Raw genomic sequence first — 18,797 nt, 5'->3', positions numbered from 1 at the left:
CGGGCGGCCCTTATGCGGCGAGCTTCGAGATGTCGGCGACGCAGTTCATCTGCTGGTGCAGCGCGGACAGCAGCGCGAGACGGTTCGCGCGCAGGGCCGGATCTTCCGCGTTGACCATCACGTCGTTGAAGAACGTGTCGACCGGCGCGCGCAGCGCGGCGAGCGCCGACAGCGCGCCCGTGTATGCACGCGCCTCGAGCTGCGACTGCACGTGCGGCGTGACGGCCGCGAGCTGTTCGTGCAGCGCCTTCTCGGCGGCCTCGACGAGCAGCGTCGGCTGCACCGCGCCGTTCGCGCCGCCTTCCGACTTCTTCAGGATGTTCGAGATCCGCTTGTTCGCGGCCGCGAGCGCTTCGGCTTCCGCGAGGCGCGTGAATTCGCGCACCGCGTCGAGACGCGCGACGAGATCGTCGATGCGCGTCGGATTCAGGCTCAGCACCGCGTCGATTTCGCCGGCCGAATAGCCGCGCTCGCGCAGCAGGCCGCGCAGGCGATCCATGAAGAACGCGAAGATCGCGTCGGTCGATTCGGCGACGCCCGGCACGCCGTTAAAGCGTGCATGGGCCGTGCGCAGCAGCGAGACGAGATCGAGCGGCAGCTGCTTTTCGAGCAGCAGGCGCAGCACGCCGAGCGCGTGGCGGCGCAGCGCGAACGGATCCTTCTCGCCGGTCGGCGCGAGGCCGATGCCCCAGATGCCGACGATCGTTTCGAGCTTGTCGGCGAGCGCGACGGCGGTCGACACCGGCGTGGTCGGCAGTGCGTCGCCGGAAAAGCGCGGCTGGTAGTGCTCGGCGCATGCGAGCGCGACGTCGTCGGCTTCGCCGTCGTGGCGCGCGTAGTACGTGCCCATCGTGCCCTGCAGTTCCGGGAACTCGCCGACCATGTCGGTCAGCAGGTCGGCCTTCGCGAGGCGCGCGGCGCGCTTCGCGTGCGCGGTGTCGGCGCCGATCGCAGGGGCGATTTCGCCGGCCAGCGCCTCGAGGCGCTCGACGCGGGCGAGCGCCGAACCGAGCTTGTTGTGATAGACGACGTTCGCGAGTTGCGGCACGCGGTCGGCGAGCGGCTTCTTCTTGTCCTGCTCGAAGAAGAACTTCGCATCGGCGAGGCGCGGGCGCACGACGCGCTCGTTGCCCTCGATGATCTCGCCCGGCGTCTTCGTCTCGATGTTCGACACGATCAGGAAGCGCGAGCGCAGCTTGCCGGCGACGTCGGTCAGCGCGAAATACTTCTGGTTCGTCTGCATCGTGAGGATCAGGCATTCCTGCGGCACCTGCAGGAATTCGTCCTCGAAGCGGCACGGGTAGACGACCGGCCATTCGACCAGCGACGTGACTTCGTCGAGCAGCGATTCGGGCATCACGACCGTGTCGCCGTTCGCATGTTCGTTCAGCTGCGTGCGGATCGTTTCGCGGCGATCGGCGAAGTGCGCGATCACGCGGCCCTTGTCGCGCAGCGTGTCGGCGTACGCGCGGGCGTGCTGGATCGCGACCAGGCCGTCGGACAGGAAGCGGTGGCCGAGCGTCGTGTCGCCGGCGTCGACGCCGAACGCGGTGACGGGCACGATGCGGTCGTCGTGCAGCACCGTCAGGCGATGCACCGGGCGCACGAACTTCACGTCCGAGCCGTCCGGGCGCTGGTACGTCATGAATTTCGGGATCGGCAGCTTCGCGAGCGCCTCGTCGAGCGCGGCCTGCAGGCCGTCGGCGAGCGTGGCGCCGGCCGCCGAGTAATTGATGAAGAACGCTTCGGCCTTGCCGTCCTGCGCGCGCTCGAGATCGGCGATCGACAGGTTCGGGTGGCCGAGCGCCGCGAGCTTCTTCGCGAGCGGGGCCGTCGGCTTGCCTTCGGCGTCGAGCGCGACCGACACGGGCAGGACCTTTTCGCGGACCTGCCGGTCAGGCGCGACGGCGCGCACGTTCTGCACGACGACCGCGAGGCGGCGCGGCGTGGCGTAGCGTTCGAACACGAGTTCGCCTTCGACGAGGTCGCGCGCCGCGAGGCGTTGCGCGAGACCTTCGGCGAATGCGTCGCCGAGGCGCGCGAGGGCCTTCGGCGGCAGCTCTTCGGTCAGCAGTTCGACGAGCAGGGGGGCGGGATGATTGTGCGTCATGGTTGGATTGAATCTCGTCTCGTCAGACCTGATCGATCTTGCGTTCGACCTTGAGCGGCGGCGCCCATGCCGGCTGGGCGGCGTCCTGGGCGTCGGTGGTGAGGCCCGGCACGCCCGGCGGGTTGCCGAGCATCGGGAAGCCGAGCTTCTCGCGCGAGTCGTAGTAAGCCTGCGCGACGAGACGCGACAGTGCGCGGATGCGGCCGATGTACGCGGCCCGCTCGGTCACCGAGATCGCGCCGCGCGCGTCGAGCAGGTTGAACGTGTGGCCGGCCTTCAGCACGAGTTCGTACGCGGGCAGCGCGAGCTGCGCGTCGATCATCTTCTTCGCTTCCGCTTCGTAGCTGTTGAAGAACGTGAACAGCAGGTCGACGTTCGCGTGCTCGAAGTTGTAGGTCGACTGCTCGACCTCGTTCTGGTGGTACACGTCGCCGTACGACAGGCGGCGCAGCTCGGGGCCGTTCGGGCCTTGCTCTTCCCACTCGGTCCACACGAGGTCGTACACGTTCTCGACCTTCTGCAGATACATCGCGAGGCGCTCGAGGCCGTACGTGATCTCGCCGAGCACCGGCTTGCATTCGAGCCCGCCGACTTCCTGGAAATACGTGAACTGCGTGACTTCCATCCCGTTCAGCCACACTTCCCAGCCGAGGCCCCACGCGCCGAGCGTCGGGTTCTCCCAGTCGTCCTCGACGAAGCGCACGTCGTTCTGCTTCAGGTCGAAGCCGAGCGCCTCGAGCGAGCCGAGGTACAGGTCGAGGATGTTTTCCGGCGCCGGCTTGAGCACGACCTGGTACTGGTAGTAGTGCTGCAGGCGGTTCGGGTTTTCGCCATAGCGGCCGTCCTTCGGGCGGCGCGACGGCTGCACGTACGCGGCGCGCCACGGCTCGGGGCCGACCGCGCGCAGGAACGTGTGGACGTGCGACGTGCCCGCGCCGACTTCCATGTCGATGGGCTGGAGCAGGGCGCAACCCTGCTTGTCCCAGTAGGACTGCAGCGTCAGGATGATTTGCTGAAACGTAAGCATGAAGAGCCTTCGTGGCGCTGGCGCTCCGTTGCGGACGGCGCTCCGGGCGGGCCCGGAGGGTCGGCTCGCGCGGCGGCGCGGCTTGTTAGTGTGCTGAAACGCGTAATTTTACCGGATCGGCGACCGGATGCGGCCGGAACGCCGATGCGGGCATCGCCGCACCGCTCCCGCGGCCTGCGCGCACGCGCGCGGCGCCCCTGCCGCGGCGCGGCGCGCGGGCGGTAAGATGCGCGTATTGCGGCGCGCCACGCGTGCCGCGTCACCGCTTGCCGATGCCGATTGCATGGACGAACCGACCGACATTCTGATTCCGCTGCTTCCGCCGTTCCTCGCGCTGCTCGGGCAGGCCGCCGACGCGCAGGCGCGCGGCGAGCGCCCCGCGCACGAGCTGTGGCTGGCCGCCGCCGCCCATCTGCATGCGGTCGATGCCGACGCGCTCGTGCGGCTCACGACGGCGCTCGTCGCGCGGCAGCGCACGGCCGACGCGCTCGCGCTCGCCGAATGCGCGGTGCGCGTGCAGCCGGGCGCGGCCACACACTTCAACCATGGCTATGCGCTGCAGATGGCCGGCCGTCACGCGGACGCGGTCGCGCCGTACCGCGCGGCGCTCGCGATCGATGCCGGCTGGCCGTCGCTGCGCAACAACCTCGCGATCGCGCTGCGCTTGTCGGGCGCCGATCGCGCGGAAGAGATCGCGTTGCTCGACGCGGCCGTGCAGCACGATCCGCGGGACGTGCAGGCATGGATCAACCTCGTCGTCGCGCGGATCGCGACGCACGACCTGGACGGTGCGCTCGCGTGCGCCGCGCGGCTCGTCGAGCTCGCGCCCGACAACGCGCTCGCGATGAACAACGTCGCGATGGCGATGAAGGAGGCGCAGCGCTGGGACGAGGCCGAGCGCCATGCGGCGCGCGCCTGCGAACTCGCGCCCGACGATGCGTCGTTCCGCTTCAATCTCGCGATCATCCAGCTGGTGCGTGGCAACCACGCGGCCGGTTGGCGTGGCCACGAGGCGCGCTGGGACGGCGCGGGCGAGTTGCGCGGCCGCCGGCCGGCGCTGCCGGGCCCGCGCTGGCAGGGCGAGCCGCTCGCCGGCAAGACGCTGCTGGTGTGGGGCGAGCAGGGGCTCGGCGACGTGCTGCAGTTCTGCCGCTTCGTCGTGCCGCTCGCCGAACGCGTGCATCGCGAAGGCGGCCGGCTCGCGTGGAATACGTTTCCGGCGCTCGGCACGCTGATGCAGCGCAGTCTCGGCGCGCACGCGGACGTGTTCGGCGCGGGCGGCGGCATCGACGCGCTGCCGGCATTCGATTACGAAGTGCCGCTGATCGGCCTGCCGCTGATGCTCGGGATGGAGGCGTCGACGCTCGCCGCGTCGGTGCCTTACCTGCGGGCCGAACCACGCGCACGTGATGCATGGCGCGCGCGGCTCGCGGGCGATGGCCGGCTGAAGGTCGGGCTCGTGTGGACGGGCAGCGCGGGCCATCAGCGCAATCCGTTCCGGCGCGTCGGGCTCGAGCGCTATGCCGACGCGTTTCGCGGCATCGACGGCGTCGCGTTCTATTCGCTGCAGCCGGGTGCGGATGCGGATGTCGCCGCCGCGCGCGCGGCGGGCTTTGCGATCGACGACTACACGGCCGAGTTGAAGAGCTTCGACGATACGGCCGCGTTCATCGGCGCGCTCGATCTCGTGATCACCGTGTGCACGTCGGTCGCGCACCTGGCCGGCGCGCTCGGTGCGCGCACCTGGGTGCTGCTCGACGTGAATCCGCACTGGCCGTGGCTGCTCGATCGCGCGGACAGCCCGTGGTATCCGACCGCGACGTTGTACCGGCAGCCGACGTTCGGCGCGTGGGCGCCGGTGATGGAGGAAGTGAGCCGCGATCTGCGCGGCCTTGCCGCGCAGCCGGCGCAACAGGATCGATCGAACTGATCGTCCCGGCCCGCCTGAGCGGCCGGCCGGTTCGTGGTCACGGGCCGCCGCGCGCGGCAGCGGCCCGCTGCATCATGCCGCTTCGTCGTCGCCGGGCTTGCGGCCGTTGCGTCGCCGCAGCCCGGGCCCGAACGTGAAGCCGAACGCGAGCAACACGAGCGACACCGCGAGCACGATATTGTTGCCGCTCGTCACGTACGGCGTGAAGCCGCTCGTGCCTTCGATCCGCACGTCGAGCGAGCCGATCGTGAACGGCTTCAACTGGCCGAGCACGCGGCCGTGCGCGTCGATCGCGGCCGTCATCCCGGTGTTGGTCGAGCGCAGCATCGGCCGGCCCGTTTCGAGCGAGCGCATCCGGGCGATCTGCAGGTGCTGGTCGAGCGCGATCGTGTCGCCGAACCACGCGAGGTTCGTGACGTTGACGAGCACGCCCGGCGGCTGCGGGTTGTCGCGGATCGTCGCGGCGATTTCCTCGCCGAACAAGTCCTCGTAGCAGATGTCGGCCATCACCGGCTGGTTGTGCACGAGGAACGGCTTCTGCACGGGCGCGCCGCGCGCGAAGTCGCCGAGCGGCATCTTCATCAGGTCGACGAACCACCGGAAGCCCCACGGAATGAACTCGCCGAAGGGCACGAGGTGGTGCTTGTCGTAGTGATAGATGTCGCGCGAGTTCGGCGTCACGCCGTACAGGCTGTTCGTGTAGTCGACGTAGTGGCCGTCCTCGGTCACCGACGCGCCGACCGCGCCGAACAGCACGGCCGAGCCGGTCGTGTCGCTGAACTTGCGGATCGCGACCGCGAACGGTTCGGGCAGCTCCTGGATCATCACCGCGATCGCGGTCTCGGGCGTGACGATCAGGTCGGCCGGTTTCTCGACGATCATCTGCTGATACATCTTGATCGCTGCGTCGATGCCTTCCTGCTCGAACTTGATGTCCTGCTTCACGTTGCCCTGCAGCAGCCGCACGGTGAGCGGCGCGTTCGCGGGCACGGTCCAGGTGACCTGCGACAGTCCGAGGCCGGCCGCGACGAGTGCGACGGCGATGCCGGCCGGCGCGGCGACGCGCACGCGGGCGTTGCCGCCGGATGCACCGGCTCCGTTGTCACGCACGGGCGACGGACGCGCGGCGACGAGCGCCTGCACGACCAGTGCGGCGAACAGCGCGAGCACCCACGCGATCCCGTACACGCCGACCACCGGCGCAAAGCCGGCGAACGGGCCGTCGACCTGCGGGTAGCCGCTGCCGAGCCACGGAAAGCCGGTGAACACGGTGCCGCGCAGCCATTCGCCGAGCGCCCACGCGCTCGCGAACGCAAACGCACCGTGCCAGGTCGGCGAGAACGGCCGCGGGTCGGGCGCGCGGCGATGCCACGCATGGCCCGCGCAGAACGACCACAGCCCGGCCGAGAACGCCGGGTACAGCGACAGGTACAGCGAGAACAGCACGAGCGCGCCGCCCGCGAGCGGCGCGGCCATCTCGCCGTACACGTGCATGCTGATGTAGAGCCACCAGACGCCGCTGATGAAGTTGCCGAAGCCGAACGCGCCGCCGGTGAGCGCGGCACCGCGCCAGCTCGACGTGCGCGTCAGCTGTGCGAAAAACCAGACGAATACGACGAGCTGCAGCCAGCCGCCGTGCGGCGTGGGCGCGAAGCTGAGCGTATTGGCGGCGCCGGCGAGCAGCGCGGCCGGATAATGCCAGCGCGGCAGCGCGCGGCCGGGGGCCGGCGCGAGAAGGCCGCCAGCCGGGCGGGACGGGATCGGATCGTCCATGTGAAGCGGAAGTGGGCGAGCGGTTGAAGGAGGCGCGGCTGGCGCGGAACGGTCAGTCTTCGTGCGAGGTTTCGGCGCGACGGCTGGCGAGCGGGTTGCGGCGCACCAGCAGCACATGAACCTGGCGCGCATCGCCGCGCTGGATTTCGAACGCGAGGTTGCCGAGCTGCAGCTTCTCGCCGCGGTGCGGCACGCGTCCGAAATGATGGGTGATCAGCCCGCCGATCGTGTCGACTTCGTCGTCGGGGAAATCGGTGCCGAACACCTCGTTGAACTGTTCGATCTCGGTGAGCGCACGCACGCGGTAGCGGCCGTCCGGCCCCGCGATGATGTTGCCGGCTTCCTCGTCGAAGTCGTATTCGTCCTCGATGTCGCCGACGATCTGTTCGAGCACGTCCTCGATCGTGATCAGGCCCGCGACGCCGCCGTATTCGTCGACGACGATCGCCAGGTGGTTGCGGTTCACGCGGAAGTCGTGCAGCAGCACGTTCAGGCGCTTCGATTCCGGAATGAACACGGCCGGGCGCAGCATCCCGCGCACGTCGAACTCTTCCTCGGCGTAGAAGCGCAGCAGGTCCTTCGCGAGCAGCACGCCGATCACGTTGTCGCGGTTCTCCTCGTACACGGGGTAGCGCGAGTGCGCCTTTTCGAGGACGAACGGGATGAAATCCTCGGGCTTGTCGGCGATGTTGATCGCGTCCATCTGCGCGCGCGGCACCATGATGTCGCGGGCGCACAGATCGGATACCTGGAACACGCCTTCGATCATCGACAGCGAATCGGCGTCGATCAGGTTGCGTTCGTGGGCGTCCTGGAGGATTTCCAGCAGCTCGCCGCGGGATTCGGGCTCGGGCGAGATGAAGTCGGTCAGGCGCTCGAGCAGCGAGCGCTTTTCTTGCGGTTTGTCGGTTGACTTACGACTGGGATACGAATCGTTCATGGTGGTGCGCCCGGGTCATGCCGGGGCGCGCGGTCACGGAGTAGGCAAGGATACACCAAGGGCACGACGCGACCGTGTCACCCCGGCCGCACGGCCAGGATGGGCGGCTCGCGCGGGCCCGCTCGCGGACGGCCGCGCCGGGCGCGACATCGTCCTCGGGTCCATCCTAGCGCAGAAAGAGTCGGCGGGGCGCGGCGGCAAAAAAACGGCGGCGGCAAGGGCGGCGCGGCCCGACGCGGGACATCGGTCGTGAGCGCGGCATTCTGCCGCAGGCGGGCGCCGCCGGCGCGCGGTTCAGAACCGCATGCCGGCCGAGCAGCCGCCGGCGGCCGCGCCGTTGGTCGCGGCGCCGCCGCAGCCGAGGATTCCGCAGCCGGACAGCGCGACGCTCGCGGCGACGAGCAGCGCGGCGATCCTGCCGCGCGACCAGTTTGACGGTTTCATCGGGGATGTCCTCGTTCGGATGCGCGGGCGGCGTGGTGTCGCATCACCGGCATCGCGCCAGCAGCCCTTCCAGCGCGCGGTCGGGGATGCCGCTCGCGCGCAGCGCGTCGACCGTGCGGCTCACGTAGTCGAGCGTCGTGCCGTAGCGGCCGGCCGCGCAACTGAACACTTCCTTCACGACGGGATCGGTCAGCTTGCCCGTATAGGTCGGTGCATCGCGGCGCATCACGAACGCGAGCGCGTTCACGCGTTCGCCGGTCTCGAGCGAGCACGGCAGCCACGCGGGCCGGTACGAGCCCATCGGCATCTCGCGCTTCCACAGCGTCTCGAGATGCGGCTGCGCGGTCGGGCCGGAGAGCCGGAACGCGATGCCCGAGCACGAGCCGCCGCGATCGAGCGCGAGCACGAGGCCCGGCCGTTCGGGGGTGCCGCGGTTCACGCGCGACCACAGGTAGAGCCCGCGGTGATAGCCGTGCACCTTGCCGCGTACGGCGGCGACGGTCGGCAGCCCGGGGTTCCAGATCAGCGAGCCATAGCCGAACAGCCACAGATCCTGCCGGCCGTCCCAGTCGCGCATCGTATGCGCGAGCGACGCCGCGAGCTCGTCTTCCGTCAGCAGACGGCCTTCGCCGATCGACGGCGGGTAGGCGGGCGGCAGCATCGCGGCGTTACGCATCGGGCGGACGGCTTACTGGTACGGGTTCGGGAAACCCAGTTTAGCGAGGATGTCGACTTCGAGCGCTTCCATTTCGGCCGCGTCCTCGTCGCTGGTCTCGTGGTCGTAGCCCTGCGCGTGCAGCGCGCCGTGCACCAGCAGGTGCGCGTAATGGGCCATGAGCGGCTTGCCCTGGTCGTGCGCTTCCTTCTCGACCACCGGGCAGCACAGCACCAGGTCGCCGATCACGGTGCCGTCGGGCGCCGCGTCGTACGCGAAGGTCAGCACGTTGGTCGGATAGTCCTTGTGGCGGTAGCCGGCGTTCAGCGTACGGCCTTCGTTCTCGCCGACGAAGCGCACGGTGAGCTGCGCGCTCGCGAACAGCGCCGGCTCGAGCCATTCGGCGATCAGCTTGCGCTTGGGGAGCGTCTTGCGCACGTCGCTCGTGATCTCGTCGCCGTACTGCACCGACAGGTCGAGTTCCAGCGCGCGCGGCTCGTCTTCCGGATCGTCCTCGCGCGGCGCGAACTCGGCGCCGACGTGCAGCGTCACGCTGTCGTAATGCTCGGGTTGCAGCGCGAGCTTCGCGCGCATCGCCGGATCGTTGTGCTGCGCGACGATCGCGACGGCCGCGTCGCCCGAGCTGCCCGACAGGTCGAACATCAGGCTGCGGCCGTCCGGGAAGTCGATCCGCAGCCCTTGCGCGTTGACGGTGCGGGCTTTGCCCTTCGCGTCGAACAGCGAAAGGCGGGGGGATTCGGACGCGGCGGACTGGGCGCGACCGGACTTGCGGGAACGGGAGGATTTCATGACGCGTGCGGCGATTGGGACGCGTTGAGGATACACCAAACGGCCGATCGCGCCCGAATTCGGCCGGGCTGCGCGCGGGTGAAAAAAAGCCCGGCGCGCCATGACGGCGGGCCGGGCCGGCAGGCCTGGGGCAGCGCACGCGCGCCGCCGCTCAGCCGTCCTGGTGCTGCGCGTGGAATTCGTCGTACGCCTCGACGATGCGCGCGACGAGCGGATGGCGCACCACGTCCGCGCTCGTGAAGCGGGTGAGCGCGATGCCGCGCACGCCGCCGAGCACCTGCTGCGCCTCGACGAGGCCGCTCTTGTGGCCGCGCGGCAGGTCGACCTGGCTCGTGTCGCCCGTCACGACCGCCTTCGAGCCGAAGCCGATCCGCGTGAGGAACATCTTCATCTGCTCGGGCGTCGTGTTCTGCGCCTCGTCGAGGATGATGAACGCGTGGTTCAGCGTGCGGCCGCGCATGTACGCGAGCGGCGCGATCTCGATCATCTGGCGCTCGAACATCTTGGCCGTCTTGTCGAAGCCGAGCAGGTCGTACAGCGCGTCGTACAGCGGACGCAGGTACGGGTCGACCTTCTGCGCGAGATCGCCGGGCAGGAAGCCGAGCCGCTCGCCGGCCTCGACGGCCGGGCGCGTCAGCACGATCCGCTTGACCTGGTCGCGCTCGAGCGCGTCGACCGCGCACGCGACCGCGAGGTAGGTCTTGCCGGTGCCGGCCGGCCCGATGCCGAACGTCACGTCGTGCGACAGGATCTGCTTCAGGTATTCGCGCTGGGCGGGCGTGCGGCCGCGCAGGTCGGCGCGCCGCGTGTAGAGCTTCGGCGCCGGCTCTTCGTCCGGCGCGTCCGCGTCGAGCTGCACGACCGGTTCGTCGAACGGATGATCGGGGTCGCCGCGAAAGCGCACGTCGAGCGTGTCCTGGCGGCCGTTGCCGGCCGTGTGGCGCACCTCGACCAGCGCGAGCTGGATGTCGTCGACCGACAGCGGATCGCGCGCGCGGTTGTAGAAGTTTTCGAGCGCGGCGAGCGCGAGCTTGGCGCCGCGCCCGCGGATCGTGATCCGGTGGCCGCGCCGCGCGAGCGTGACGTCGAGCGCCTGTTCGATCTGCCGCAGGTTCTCGTCGAGCGGGCCGCAGAGGTTGGCGAGGCGCGCGTTGTCGTCGCGCGGGGCGGTGAATTCCAGTGCTTGGACGGTCTTCAAAGTAGCGTCGGGCTCCTGTCGGGCGTCAATCAGTGGGTGGCCGCGCTCGCGTCGTCGCTGACGATCACGAGCTCGCCGCGCAGCGAGTGCGGGTACGCATGGTTGATCTTCACGTCGATCATCTGGCCGATCAGGCGCGGGTGCGACGCGAGCGGCGCCGGGAAATTCACGACCCGGTTGTTCTCGGTGCGGCCCGCGAGTTCGTTCGGGTCCTTGCGCGACGGGCCCTCGACGAGGATCCGCTCGACCTTCCCGACCATCGACTGGCTGATGCGCGCGACGTTCTCCTCGATCGTCGCCTGCAGATGTTGCAGGCGTTTGAGCTTCACGTCGCGCGGCGTGTCGTCGGCGAGGTTCGCGGCCGGCGTGCCGGGGCGCGGGCTGTAGATGAACGAGAAGCTGGTGTCGTAGCCCATCTCGTGCACGAGCGCCATCATCTTGTCGAAATCGTCCTCGGTCTCGCCGGGGAAGCCGACGATCATGTCGGTCGACAGCGACAGGTCGGGGCGGATCGCGCGCAGCTTGCGGATCACCGACTTGTATTCGAGCACCGTGTAGCCGCGCTTCATCGCCATCAGGATGCGGTCGGAACCGTGCTGGACCGGCAGGTGCAGGTGGTTCACGAGCTTCGGCACCTTCGCGTAGGTGTCGATCAGGCGCTGCGTGAATTCCTTCGGATGCGACGTCGTGTAGCGGATCCGCTCGATGCCGGGGATGTCGGCGACGTATTCGATCAGCGTCGCGAAATCGGCGATCTCGGACGAGCCGGCCGCCAGCGCGCCGCGGTAGGCGTTCACGTTCTGGCCGAGCAGCGTGACTTCGCGCACGCCCTGGTCGGCGAGGCCGGCCACTTCGGTCAGCACGTCGTCGAGCGGGCGCGACACTTCATCGCCGCGCGTGTACGGCACCACGCAGTAGCTGCAGTACTTCGAGCAGCCTTCCATGATCGACACGAACGCGCTCGGCCCCTCGACGCGCGCGGGCGGCAGGTGGTCGAACTTCTCGATTTCGGGGAACGTGATGTCGACCTGCGCGCGGCCGCTCGCGCGGCGCGCGTCGATCATCTGCGGCAGGCGGTGCAGGGTCTGCGGGCCGAACACGAGGTCGACGTACGGCGCGCGCGACACGATCGACGCGCCTTCCTGGCTCGCGACGCAGCCGCCGACGCCGATCAGCAGGCCGGGCTTCGCTTCCTTCAGCTCGCGCACGCGGCCGAGATCGGAGAACACCTTTTCCTGCGCCTTTTCACGCACCGAGCACGTGTTGAACAGGATGATGTCCGCGTCTTCCGGCGTGTCGGTCTTTTCGAGGCCTTCGGCCGCGTTGAGCACGTCCACCATCTTGTCCGAGTCGTACTCGTTCATCTGGCAGCCGAAGGTCTTTACGTAAACTTTCTTGGTCATGGGGATTCGCCGTTCGCAGTGGTTGACCTGGGGGCGTCGTCAAGGGTGAGTCGGGACGGCCGTGCGCGGCACGCGAATCGCGCGCACGGACAGGAAAGGCCGTCGGGAAAGCCTTCCATTATAGCTTTCCATGCCAAGACGGACGGGCGGCCGGTTGCGGGCGCGCGACGCCGGTTTTCGCGTTCCGACCCCGGAGTGGTGACGGCCCGGCCGTCAGCGACACGCGTTCAGCAGGTCGTCGAGCGCGGCTTCCTCGCGCGCGAAGCGTTCGGCGAGAAAGTCGAGCAGCACGCGCACGCGCGGCGCCATGTAGCGCTTGCTGTGATAGATCGCGTGCAGCGGCGCGTCCTGGTGCCGCCACTCGGGCAGCAGCACGCGCAGCCGGCCCGCGCGGACGTCGTCGGCGATGTCCCACAGCGACTTCAGCGCAATGCCGTGGCCGCGCAGCGTCCATTCGCGCGTGAGCCCGCCGTCGTTGGTCTCGAACGCCGTCGACACGGGCACCGTGTGGATCTGCACTTCGTCGCCGCGCGTGAAGTGCCAGGTGTTCATCGGGCCGGACGCGATCGTGATCACGTTGCACGGAAAGCGGGCCAGATCGTGCGGATCGGCCGGCACGCCATGGCGCTCGACGAACGACGGCGCCGCGCACAGCACGCGCCGGTTGGTCGCGAGCCGGCGGGCGATCAGCGCGCCGTCGGGCGGCGCGGCGAAGCGGATCGCGAGGTCGATCTCGTCCTGCCACAGGTTCGACGACGAATCGGACGCCGTCAGCGAGAACGTGACGCCCGGATGCAGCGTCGTGAATTCGTGGAGCCAGTCGAGCAACTGATGGCGGCCGAAATCGGACGTCGACGACAGCCGCACCTTGCCGCTCACGACATTGCGGCCTTCCTGCAGCATCGCGTCCGCGTCGTCGAGCGCCTGCAGCGCCTGGCGGCAGCAGTTCAGGTACAGCTTGCCTTCGTCGGTGAGCCGCAATTGCCGCGTCGAGCGTTCGAACAGCCGCGTCGCGATCTTCGCCTCGAGCTTCGCGAGCCGCGCGCTCGCGGCGGCCGGCGTGAGGTTCAGCTTGCGCCCGGCGGCGGACAGGCTGCCCAGCTCCGCCGCCTCGACGAACAGCCGGATGTCGCCCAGTCGGTCCATGCGATTTTCCAGAAATATTTGAAAATGGTTCAAATGCCACGCCAATTATCAAATATAGGCGTCTTCGGGACAATGCGCGCACACCCCGCTTTTTTGTGCGGTGCGGCACCGATCGGGCGCCGCGGCCGCCGCCTTCCGGAGAACGTCATGCCCATTCCGTTACTGGCGCTCGCGATCAGCGCCTTCGCCATCGGCACCACCGAATTCATCATCATGGGCTTGCTGCCCGAAGTTGCGCACGACCTGGCCGTGTCGCTGCCGTCGGCCGGCCTGCTCGTCACCGGCTACGCGCTCGGCGTCGCGGTCGGCGCGCCGCTGCTCGCGGTGCTGACGAGCCGCATGCCGCGCAAGGCTGCGCTGCAGTTGCTGATGGCGATCTTCATCGTCGGCAACGTGCTGTGCGCGACCGCGTCCGGCTACGCGATGCTGATGGTCGCGCGCGTCGTCACGTCGTTCGCGCACGGTTCGTTCTTCGGCATCGGTGCGGTGGTCGCCGCGTCGCTCGTGCCGGCCGACAAGCGCGCGAGCGCGATCGCGCTGATGTTTACCGGACTCACGCTGTCGAACGTGCTCGGCGTGCCGTTCGGCACGTTCGTCGGCCAGTTGCTCGGCTGGCGCGCGTCGTTCTGGATCGTCGCCGCGCTCGGCGTGCTGGCGCTCGGCGGCGTGGCCGCGCTGGTGCCGAACCGCCACGACAGCGGGCCGGTCGGCCTCGGCCACGAAGTGCGCGTGCTGAAGGAGCCGCAGGTGTGGCTCGCGCTGCTGATGACCGTGCTCGGCTTCGGCGGCGTGTTCGTGGTGTTCACGTACATCGCGCCGATTCTCGAGACCGTGTCGGGCTACTCGCCGCGCGCGGTCGCGCTGATCCTCGTGCTGTTCGGCGCGGGGCTGACGATCGGCAATACGATCGGCGGCAAGCTCGCCGACCGCGCGCTGATGCCGTCGCTGATCGCGATCCTCGTCGCGCTGATGGCCGTGATGGCCGTGTTCGCGAAGACGAGCCACCTGCCGGTCGCGGCGGCCGTCACCGTATTCGTCTGGGGGATCGCCGCGTTCGCGACGGTGCCGCCGCTGCAGGCGCGCGTGGTCGAGAAGGCCGCGAGCGCGCCGCATCTCGCGTCGACGCTGAACATCGGCGCGTTCAACGTCGGCAATGCGGGCGGTGCGTGGCTCGGCGGCCTCGCGCTGGAACACGGCTTCGCGCTCGATGCGCTGCCGTGGGTCGCGGTCGCGGTGACGTTCGCGGCGCTGATCGTCACGTGGCTCGCGATGCGGCTCGACGCGCGCGGCCCGGCCCGCGGCGCCGCGCCGGCGGCGCAGTGAGCGTCGGCCCCGGCGCGCCGACGGCGACGCCATAGCGGCAGGAAAAGGTTCGCGAGAAACGCATTCCTCCGCGATGCTGATAACGGTGTGAAGATAACTTCGTTTGCCCGTGCCAGGCCGGGTGATAGCGTCTCGATACGCGCCAATGACCGGCGCAACCCGATTCCGATTCCGGCTTACCCCCTACGCAGGGCCGCGCGGCGGCCCGGAGGCAATGCTATGTCTTCATCCCTGGCGCTCGTGCGCGACGTGTCTTCCTTCGAGTCCGGCCATGCCGCCGACCTGCGCGCGTCCGCGTCGCTCGACGTGCTCGAGCAGGTCGTCGGCGTGAACCTCGCGCGCTTGCGCGCCGAGCGGCAACTGTCGCTCGATGCGCTCGCGCGGCTGTCCGGCGTGTCGCGCGCGATGCTCGCGCAGATCGAATCGGCGCGCAGCGTGCCGTCGATCAAGGTGCTCTGCAAGATCGCCGCGGCGCTGAAGGTGTCGGTCGCCGCGTTCCTGCGGCGCCACGCGGTGAACGGTTTCGAGCACCTGGCGGCCGAGCGCGCGTCCCGCGTCGTCAGCTCGAACGGCCGTTTCTCGGCGCGTGCGCTGTATCCGGAAGGCGAGCCGGCCGCGGCCGAATTCCACGAGCTGCGCATCGCGCCGCTGCATACGGAGCCCGGCGCGCGTCGCGCCCCCGGCACGACGGTCAACCTCGTCGTCAGCGAAGGCACGCTCGAAGTCAGCGTGCACGATCGCCGCCAGTTGCTCGCAACCGGCGACGCGATCGTGTTCGATGCCGACCAGCCGTACAGCCTGCGCAACCCGGGCGACAGCGAAGCGCGGGCGTTTCGCGTGACGGTGAGCCCCGAGGTGCCGCCGCGCTGGCTTGTGCCCGACGCGGCGCACACGGCGGCCGCCAACTGATCGCGCGGGTGCGCGCGGCGCGACTGCGCTCCCGGATTCTCGCGGGATCGCGGGCGGGTGCGTCGGCCGTTCGGACGATGCCGTTAGACAGGGTCGTCAGTAAGGTTTTACCGGTAGTGGGCTGCGCGTCGCGCGCGGCTGTTGTATGCTTGGCCCGCCGGTGACGGGGCGTTCCCGTCCGGCAATCAGTGCGTCTTCAGGGCGGGGCGAAATTCCCCACCGGCGGTAGGCTGGCGTAAGCCGGCGAGCCCGCGAGCGCCCGCGCATCCGCGCGGGGTCAGCAGATCTGGTCGAATGCCAGAGCCGACGGTCACAGTCCGGATGAGAGAAGATGTGCAGATAGTCATGTCCGTCAGGGCCGCTTCGCGCTGCGTGCGAAGCGGGTTGTCGTTCTGTCTGTTTGCAATGCCCTGAAACGTTTTTCGCCCAAATCGTATTTGCGAGGAGCGTTTCACATGTCCTTGATGTCCGTTTCGTCGGCGCCTGCCGACGCCTTTGCCGATCTCCCGTTGCTGGATTCCGAACCGGTGCCGCCGCGCATCGCCGCTGCGCTCGACGCGATGCGCGCAGGCCGCGCGGTCGTGCTGCAGGACGACCACGACCGCGAGAACGAAGCCGACCTGATCGTCGCCGCCGAGCGCATCACGCCCGAGACGATGGCGCTGTTGATCCGCGAGTGCAGCGGCATCGTCTGCCTGTGCCTGACCGACGACACGGTGCGCGCGCTCGAGCTGCCGCCGATGGTGCAGACCAACGAAAGCCGCAACGGCACCGCGTTCACCGTCTCGATCGAGGCGCGCGAAGGCGTGCATACCGGGGTGTCGGCCGCCGATCGCGTGACGACGATCCGCGCGGCGATCGCCGACGGCGCGAAGCCGCACGACATCGTGCGCCCCGGCCACGTGTTTCCGTTGCGTGCGCAACCGGGCGGCGTGCTGGCGCGCCGCGGTCATACCGAAGGCACGGTCGACCTGTCGATCCTCGCGGGCCTGAAGCCGGCCGGCGTACTGTGCGAGCTGATGAATCCGGACGGCACGATGACGCGCGGCGACGATGTCGAGCGCTTCGCGCAGCGGCACGGGCTGCCGATGCTGACGATCGCGGAACTCGTCGAGTTCCGCGAGGCGCTGGCCGCGGCGCGCGAACGCTGCTGCGAGCCGGCCTGAGCGAAGGAAGGCGGGCGCGTACGCGCGCCCGCGGCATGGCCGGATCGACCCGGTCCGGCCCGAATGACGATCAGGACTGCACGTCGCCGAATTCGCCGCGCATGCCGGCTTCGACGAGCGCCGGCAGTTCGTCCATCCGGCGCATGATCCGCGTGATGCCCATCGCGCGCAGCGCGTCCGCGTAGTTGTCGGGGATGTGGCTCGCGCCGACGAACGCGATCGTCTTCATCCCGGCCGCCCGCGCGGCATTCAGCCCCGAGATGCTGTCCTCGACGACGACGCAGCGCGCCGGCTCGACGCCGAGCGTGTGCGCCGCATGCAGGTAGACGTCGGGGTAGGGCTTCGGCCGCGCGACCTGTTCGGAACTGAACACGCGCTCGCCGAAGATCTCGGTGAGCGACGCGCGCTTCAGCGAATTGCGCACGCGCACGAGCCGGCTGTTCGACACGACGGCGGCCGGCAGCGTGACCTTCAGCAATGCGTCGCGCACGCCGCTGATCGGTGCGAGCGATTGCGCGAGCGCGATTTCGATGTTGTGCTCGATGGTCTCGATGAAGTTGGCGGGCATCTCGATGCCGAAGCGGGATTCGATGCCGGTGAGGAAGCGCGACGTCTGCTGGCCGAATGCCGACTTCGCGGCGGCTTCGAAATCGAGGTTGGGGAACGTGGCGGACAGCGTGTCGAGCAGCACGCGGTCGGCGATGACTTCGCTGTCGACGAGCACGCCGTCGCAGTCGCAGATGAGGTGATCGAGCATGGTGATGAAAACGCGGGATATCGGCGACGCCGATCGATTCGCCATCATACGTGCTTTCATGCGCCTGCCGCGCGACGTGGCGGCAAATTTGCCCGATGCGGCCGTGCTACTGCGGCAACGCGTGCCCGAGTGCCGCCGGTCGTGCGGCTGCGGCGACCCGGTTGCGCGGGCCGCCGCCGTTCACGGCGTCACAGCGCGATCACGCGCCCCGTTTTCCACGACGTCATCGCGGCTTCGGCCAGCTCGAGCGCGGCGAGCCCGTCGTCGATCGTCGTCCGGACCGGCGTGCCGTCGCGCAGCGCGTCGACGAAGTGCGCGATCTCGGCCGCGTACGCGTGCCGGTAGCGTTCGAGGAAGAACGGCTCCGGCACGTCCGTCGCGATGCCGCCCGCGAGCCAGGCGCTCACCTCGGTCGGCCGCACGTTGCCGGCCTGCAGCATCCCTTGGCTGCCGAGCAGCTCGAAGCGCTGGTCGTAACCGTAGGCCGCGCGCCGCGACGTGTTGATCTGGCACAGCAACCCGCGCCGCGTGCGGATCGTCACGGCGGTCGAATCGATGTCGCCCGCGTCGTGCACGGCCGGATCGGTCAGGCAACTGCCCGTCGCGTGCAGCGTCTGCGCTTCGTCGCCGAGGATCCAGCGGAACACGTCGAAGTCGTGGATCAGCATGTCCTTGAAAATGCCGCCCGAGCTGCGAATGTAGTCGGCGGGCGGCGCGCCCGGATCGCGGCTCGTGACGACCAGCATTTCCGGCGCGCCGATCTCGCCGCGCTCGACGCGCGCCTTCAGCGCCGCGAAGGTCGGGTCGAAGCGGCGCTGAAAGCCGATCATGCAGGTCACGCCGGCGCGCCGCACGACGTCCGCGCATGCACGCGAGCGTTCGACGGTGAGGTCGACCGGTTTCTCGCAGAACACCGCCTTGCCCGCGTTCGCGGCGGCGACGATGAGATCCGCGTGCGTGTCGGTGCTCGACGCGATCACGACAGCCTGCACCGACGCGTCGCCGAGCGCGCGCTCGACGTCGGCGACCTGCGCGCCGTGCATGCGGGCGAGCGCTTCCGCCGACGGCGCGTGCCGGTCGATCACGTATGTCAGTTTCGCGCCCGGCTGGCGCGCGAGATTCGCCGCGTGGATCTTGCCGATGCGGCCCGCGCCGAACAAAGCGAATTCGATCATTCCGTTCTCCGGTGGATTGCGTTGTCTTGCC

The 18,797-nt window shown here is 69.3% G+C and carries 16 protein-coding genes and 1 riboswitch; of the genes, 4 read left to right on the top strand and 12 right to left on the bottom strand.

Annotated elements, in window-relative coordinates:
- Positions 1-10: 10 nt before the first annotated feature.
- Entirely contained in the window at positions 11-2,110 is a 2,100-nt protein-coding gene (gene glyS, locus H0X91_RS08585) for a glycine--tRNA ligase subunit beta (protein WP_006488597.1), read from the bottom strand.
- 22 nt (positions 2,111-2,132) lie between these two features.
- Entirely contained in the window at positions 2,133-3,137 is a 1,005-nt protein-coding gene (gene glyQ, locus H0X91_RS08580) for a glycine--tRNA ligase subunit alpha (protein ID WP_006488593.1), read from the bottom strand.
- A gap of 283 nt (positions 3,138-3,420) precedes the next feature.
- Here glyQ and H0X91_RS08575 point away from each other — a divergent pair, with 283 nt between their 5' ends.
- On the top strand, positions 3,421-5,067 hold the full coding sequence (locus H0X91_RS08575) for a hypothetical protein (protein WP_080330698.1): 1,647 nt from the start codon (positions 3,421-3,423) through the stop codon (positions 5,065-5,067).
- 72 nt (positions 5,068-5,139) lie between these two features.
- On the opposite strand, the gene lnt is transcribed toward H0X91_RS08575, so the two are convergent.
- The 8 genes from lnt to H0X91_RS08535 all read right to left on the bottom strand — a co-directional run bounded on the left by lnt (position 5,140) and on the right by H0X91_RS08535 (position 13,436).
- Complete coding sequence (gene lnt / locus H0X91_RS08570) at positions 5,140-6,840, bottom strand: apolipoprotein N-acyltransferase (RefSeq protein ID WP_006497374.1); 1,701 nt, start codon at positions 6,838-6,840, stop codon at positions 5,140-5,142.
- 52 nt (positions 6,841-6,892) lie between these two features.
- Positions 6,893-7,780, bottom strand: coding sequence for an HlyC/CorC family transporter (locus H0X91_RS08565; RefSeq protein ID WP_006487531.1), 888 nt, complete (start codon positions 7,778-7,780; stop codon positions 6,893-6,895).
- Between the two features lie 294 nt (positions 7,781-8,074).
- Entirely contained in the window at positions 8,075-8,224 is a 150-nt protein-coding gene (locus H0X91_RS08560) for a hypothetical protein (protein WP_006497373.1), read from the bottom strand.
- Between the two features lie 43 nt (positions 8,225-8,267).
- Positions 8,268-8,900, bottom strand: coding sequence for a gamma-glutamylcyclotransferase (locus H0X91_RS08555; RefSeq protein ID WP_006486595.1), 633 nt, complete (start codon positions 8,898-8,900; stop codon positions 8,268-8,270).
- Between the two features lie 12 nt (positions 8,901-8,912).
- Positions 8,913-9,689 (bottom strand): rRNA maturation RNase YbeY, encoded by a 777-nt coding sequence (gene ybeY, locus H0X91_RS08550; protein ID WP_006497372.1) that lies wholly within the window; start codon positions 9,687-9,689, stop codon positions 8,913-8,915.
- Positions 9,690-9,840: 151 nt separating this feature from the next.
- Positions 9,841-10,887 (bottom strand): PhoH family protein, encoded by a 1,047-nt coding sequence (locus H0X91_RS08545; protein ID WP_058901790.1) that lies wholly within the window; start codon positions 10,885-10,887, stop codon positions 9,841-9,843.
- 29 nt (positions 10,888-10,916) lie between these two features.
- Positions 10,917-12,290 (bottom strand): tRNA (N6-isopentenyl adenosine(37)-C2)-methylthiotransferase MiaB, encoded by a 1,374-nt coding sequence (gene miaB, locus H0X91_RS08540; RefSeq protein ID WP_006486604.1) that lies wholly within the window; start codon positions 12,288-12,290, stop codon positions 10,917-10,919.
- Positions 12,291-12,503: 213 nt separating this feature from the next.
- Complete coding sequence (locus H0X91_RS08535; RefSeq protein WP_006486591.1) at positions 12,504-13,436, bottom strand: LysR family transcriptional regulator; 933 nt, start codon at positions 13,434-13,436, stop codon at positions 12,504-12,506.
- 147 nt (positions 13,437-13,583) lie between these two features.
- On the opposite strand from H0X91_RS08535, the gene H0X91_RS08530 reads away from it, so the two are divergent.
- The 3 genes from H0X91_RS08530 (at position 13,584) to ribB (ending at position 16,834) form a co-directional block, all read left to right on the top strand.
- Positions 13,584-14,759 (top strand): MFS transporter, encoded by a 1,176-nt coding sequence (locus H0X91_RS08530; RefSeq protein ID WP_006497370.1) that lies wholly within the window; start codon positions 13,584-13,586, stop codon positions 14,757-14,759.
- A 219-nt stretch (positions 14,760-14,978) separates the two neighbouring features.
- On the top strand, positions 14,979-15,668 hold the full coding sequence (locus tag H0X91_RS08525; protein WP_006489265.1) for a helix-turn-helix domain-containing protein: 690 nt from the start codon (positions 14,979-14,981) through the stop codon (positions 15,666-15,668).
- Between the two features lie 188 nt (positions 15,669-15,856).
- Positions 15,857-16,005, top strand: a riboswitch (FMN riboswitch).
- A gap of 118 nt (positions 16,006-16,123) precedes the next feature.
- Entirely contained in the window at positions 16,124-16,834 is a 711-nt protein-coding gene (gene ribB / locus H0X91_RS08520) for a 3,4-dihydroxy-2-butanone-4-phosphate synthase (protein ID WP_006489272.1), read from the top strand.
- A 70-nt stretch (positions 16,835-16,904) separates the two neighbouring features.
- Here ribB and H0X91_RS08515 read toward each other — a convergent pair whose 3' ends face one another.
- The gene (locus H0X91_RS08515; RefSeq protein ID WP_034178337.1) at positions 16,905-17,591 is read right to left on the bottom strand and encodes an HAD family hydrolase; all 687 of its coding nucleotides are present in this window, start codon (positions 17,589-17,591) and stop codon (positions 16,905-16,907) included.
- 188 nt (positions 17,592-17,779) lie between these two features.
- Positions 17,780-18,766 (bottom strand): inositol 2-dehydrogenase, encoded by a 987-nt coding sequence (gene iolG, locus H0X91_RS08510; RefSeq protein ID WP_048987467.1) that lies wholly within the window; start codon positions 18,764-18,766, stop codon positions 17,780-17,782.
- Positions 18,767-18,797 lie beyond the last annotated feature (31 nt).

The sequence above is a fragment of the Burkholderia sp. 9777_1386 genome, assembly GCF_015712265.1.
Classification (GTDB): domain Bacteria; phylum Pseudomonadota; class Gammaproteobacteria; order Burkholderiales; family Burkholderiaceae; genus Burkholderia; species Burkholderia cenocepacia.
This window is presented reverse-complemented; position numbering and strand designations above follow the sequence as displayed.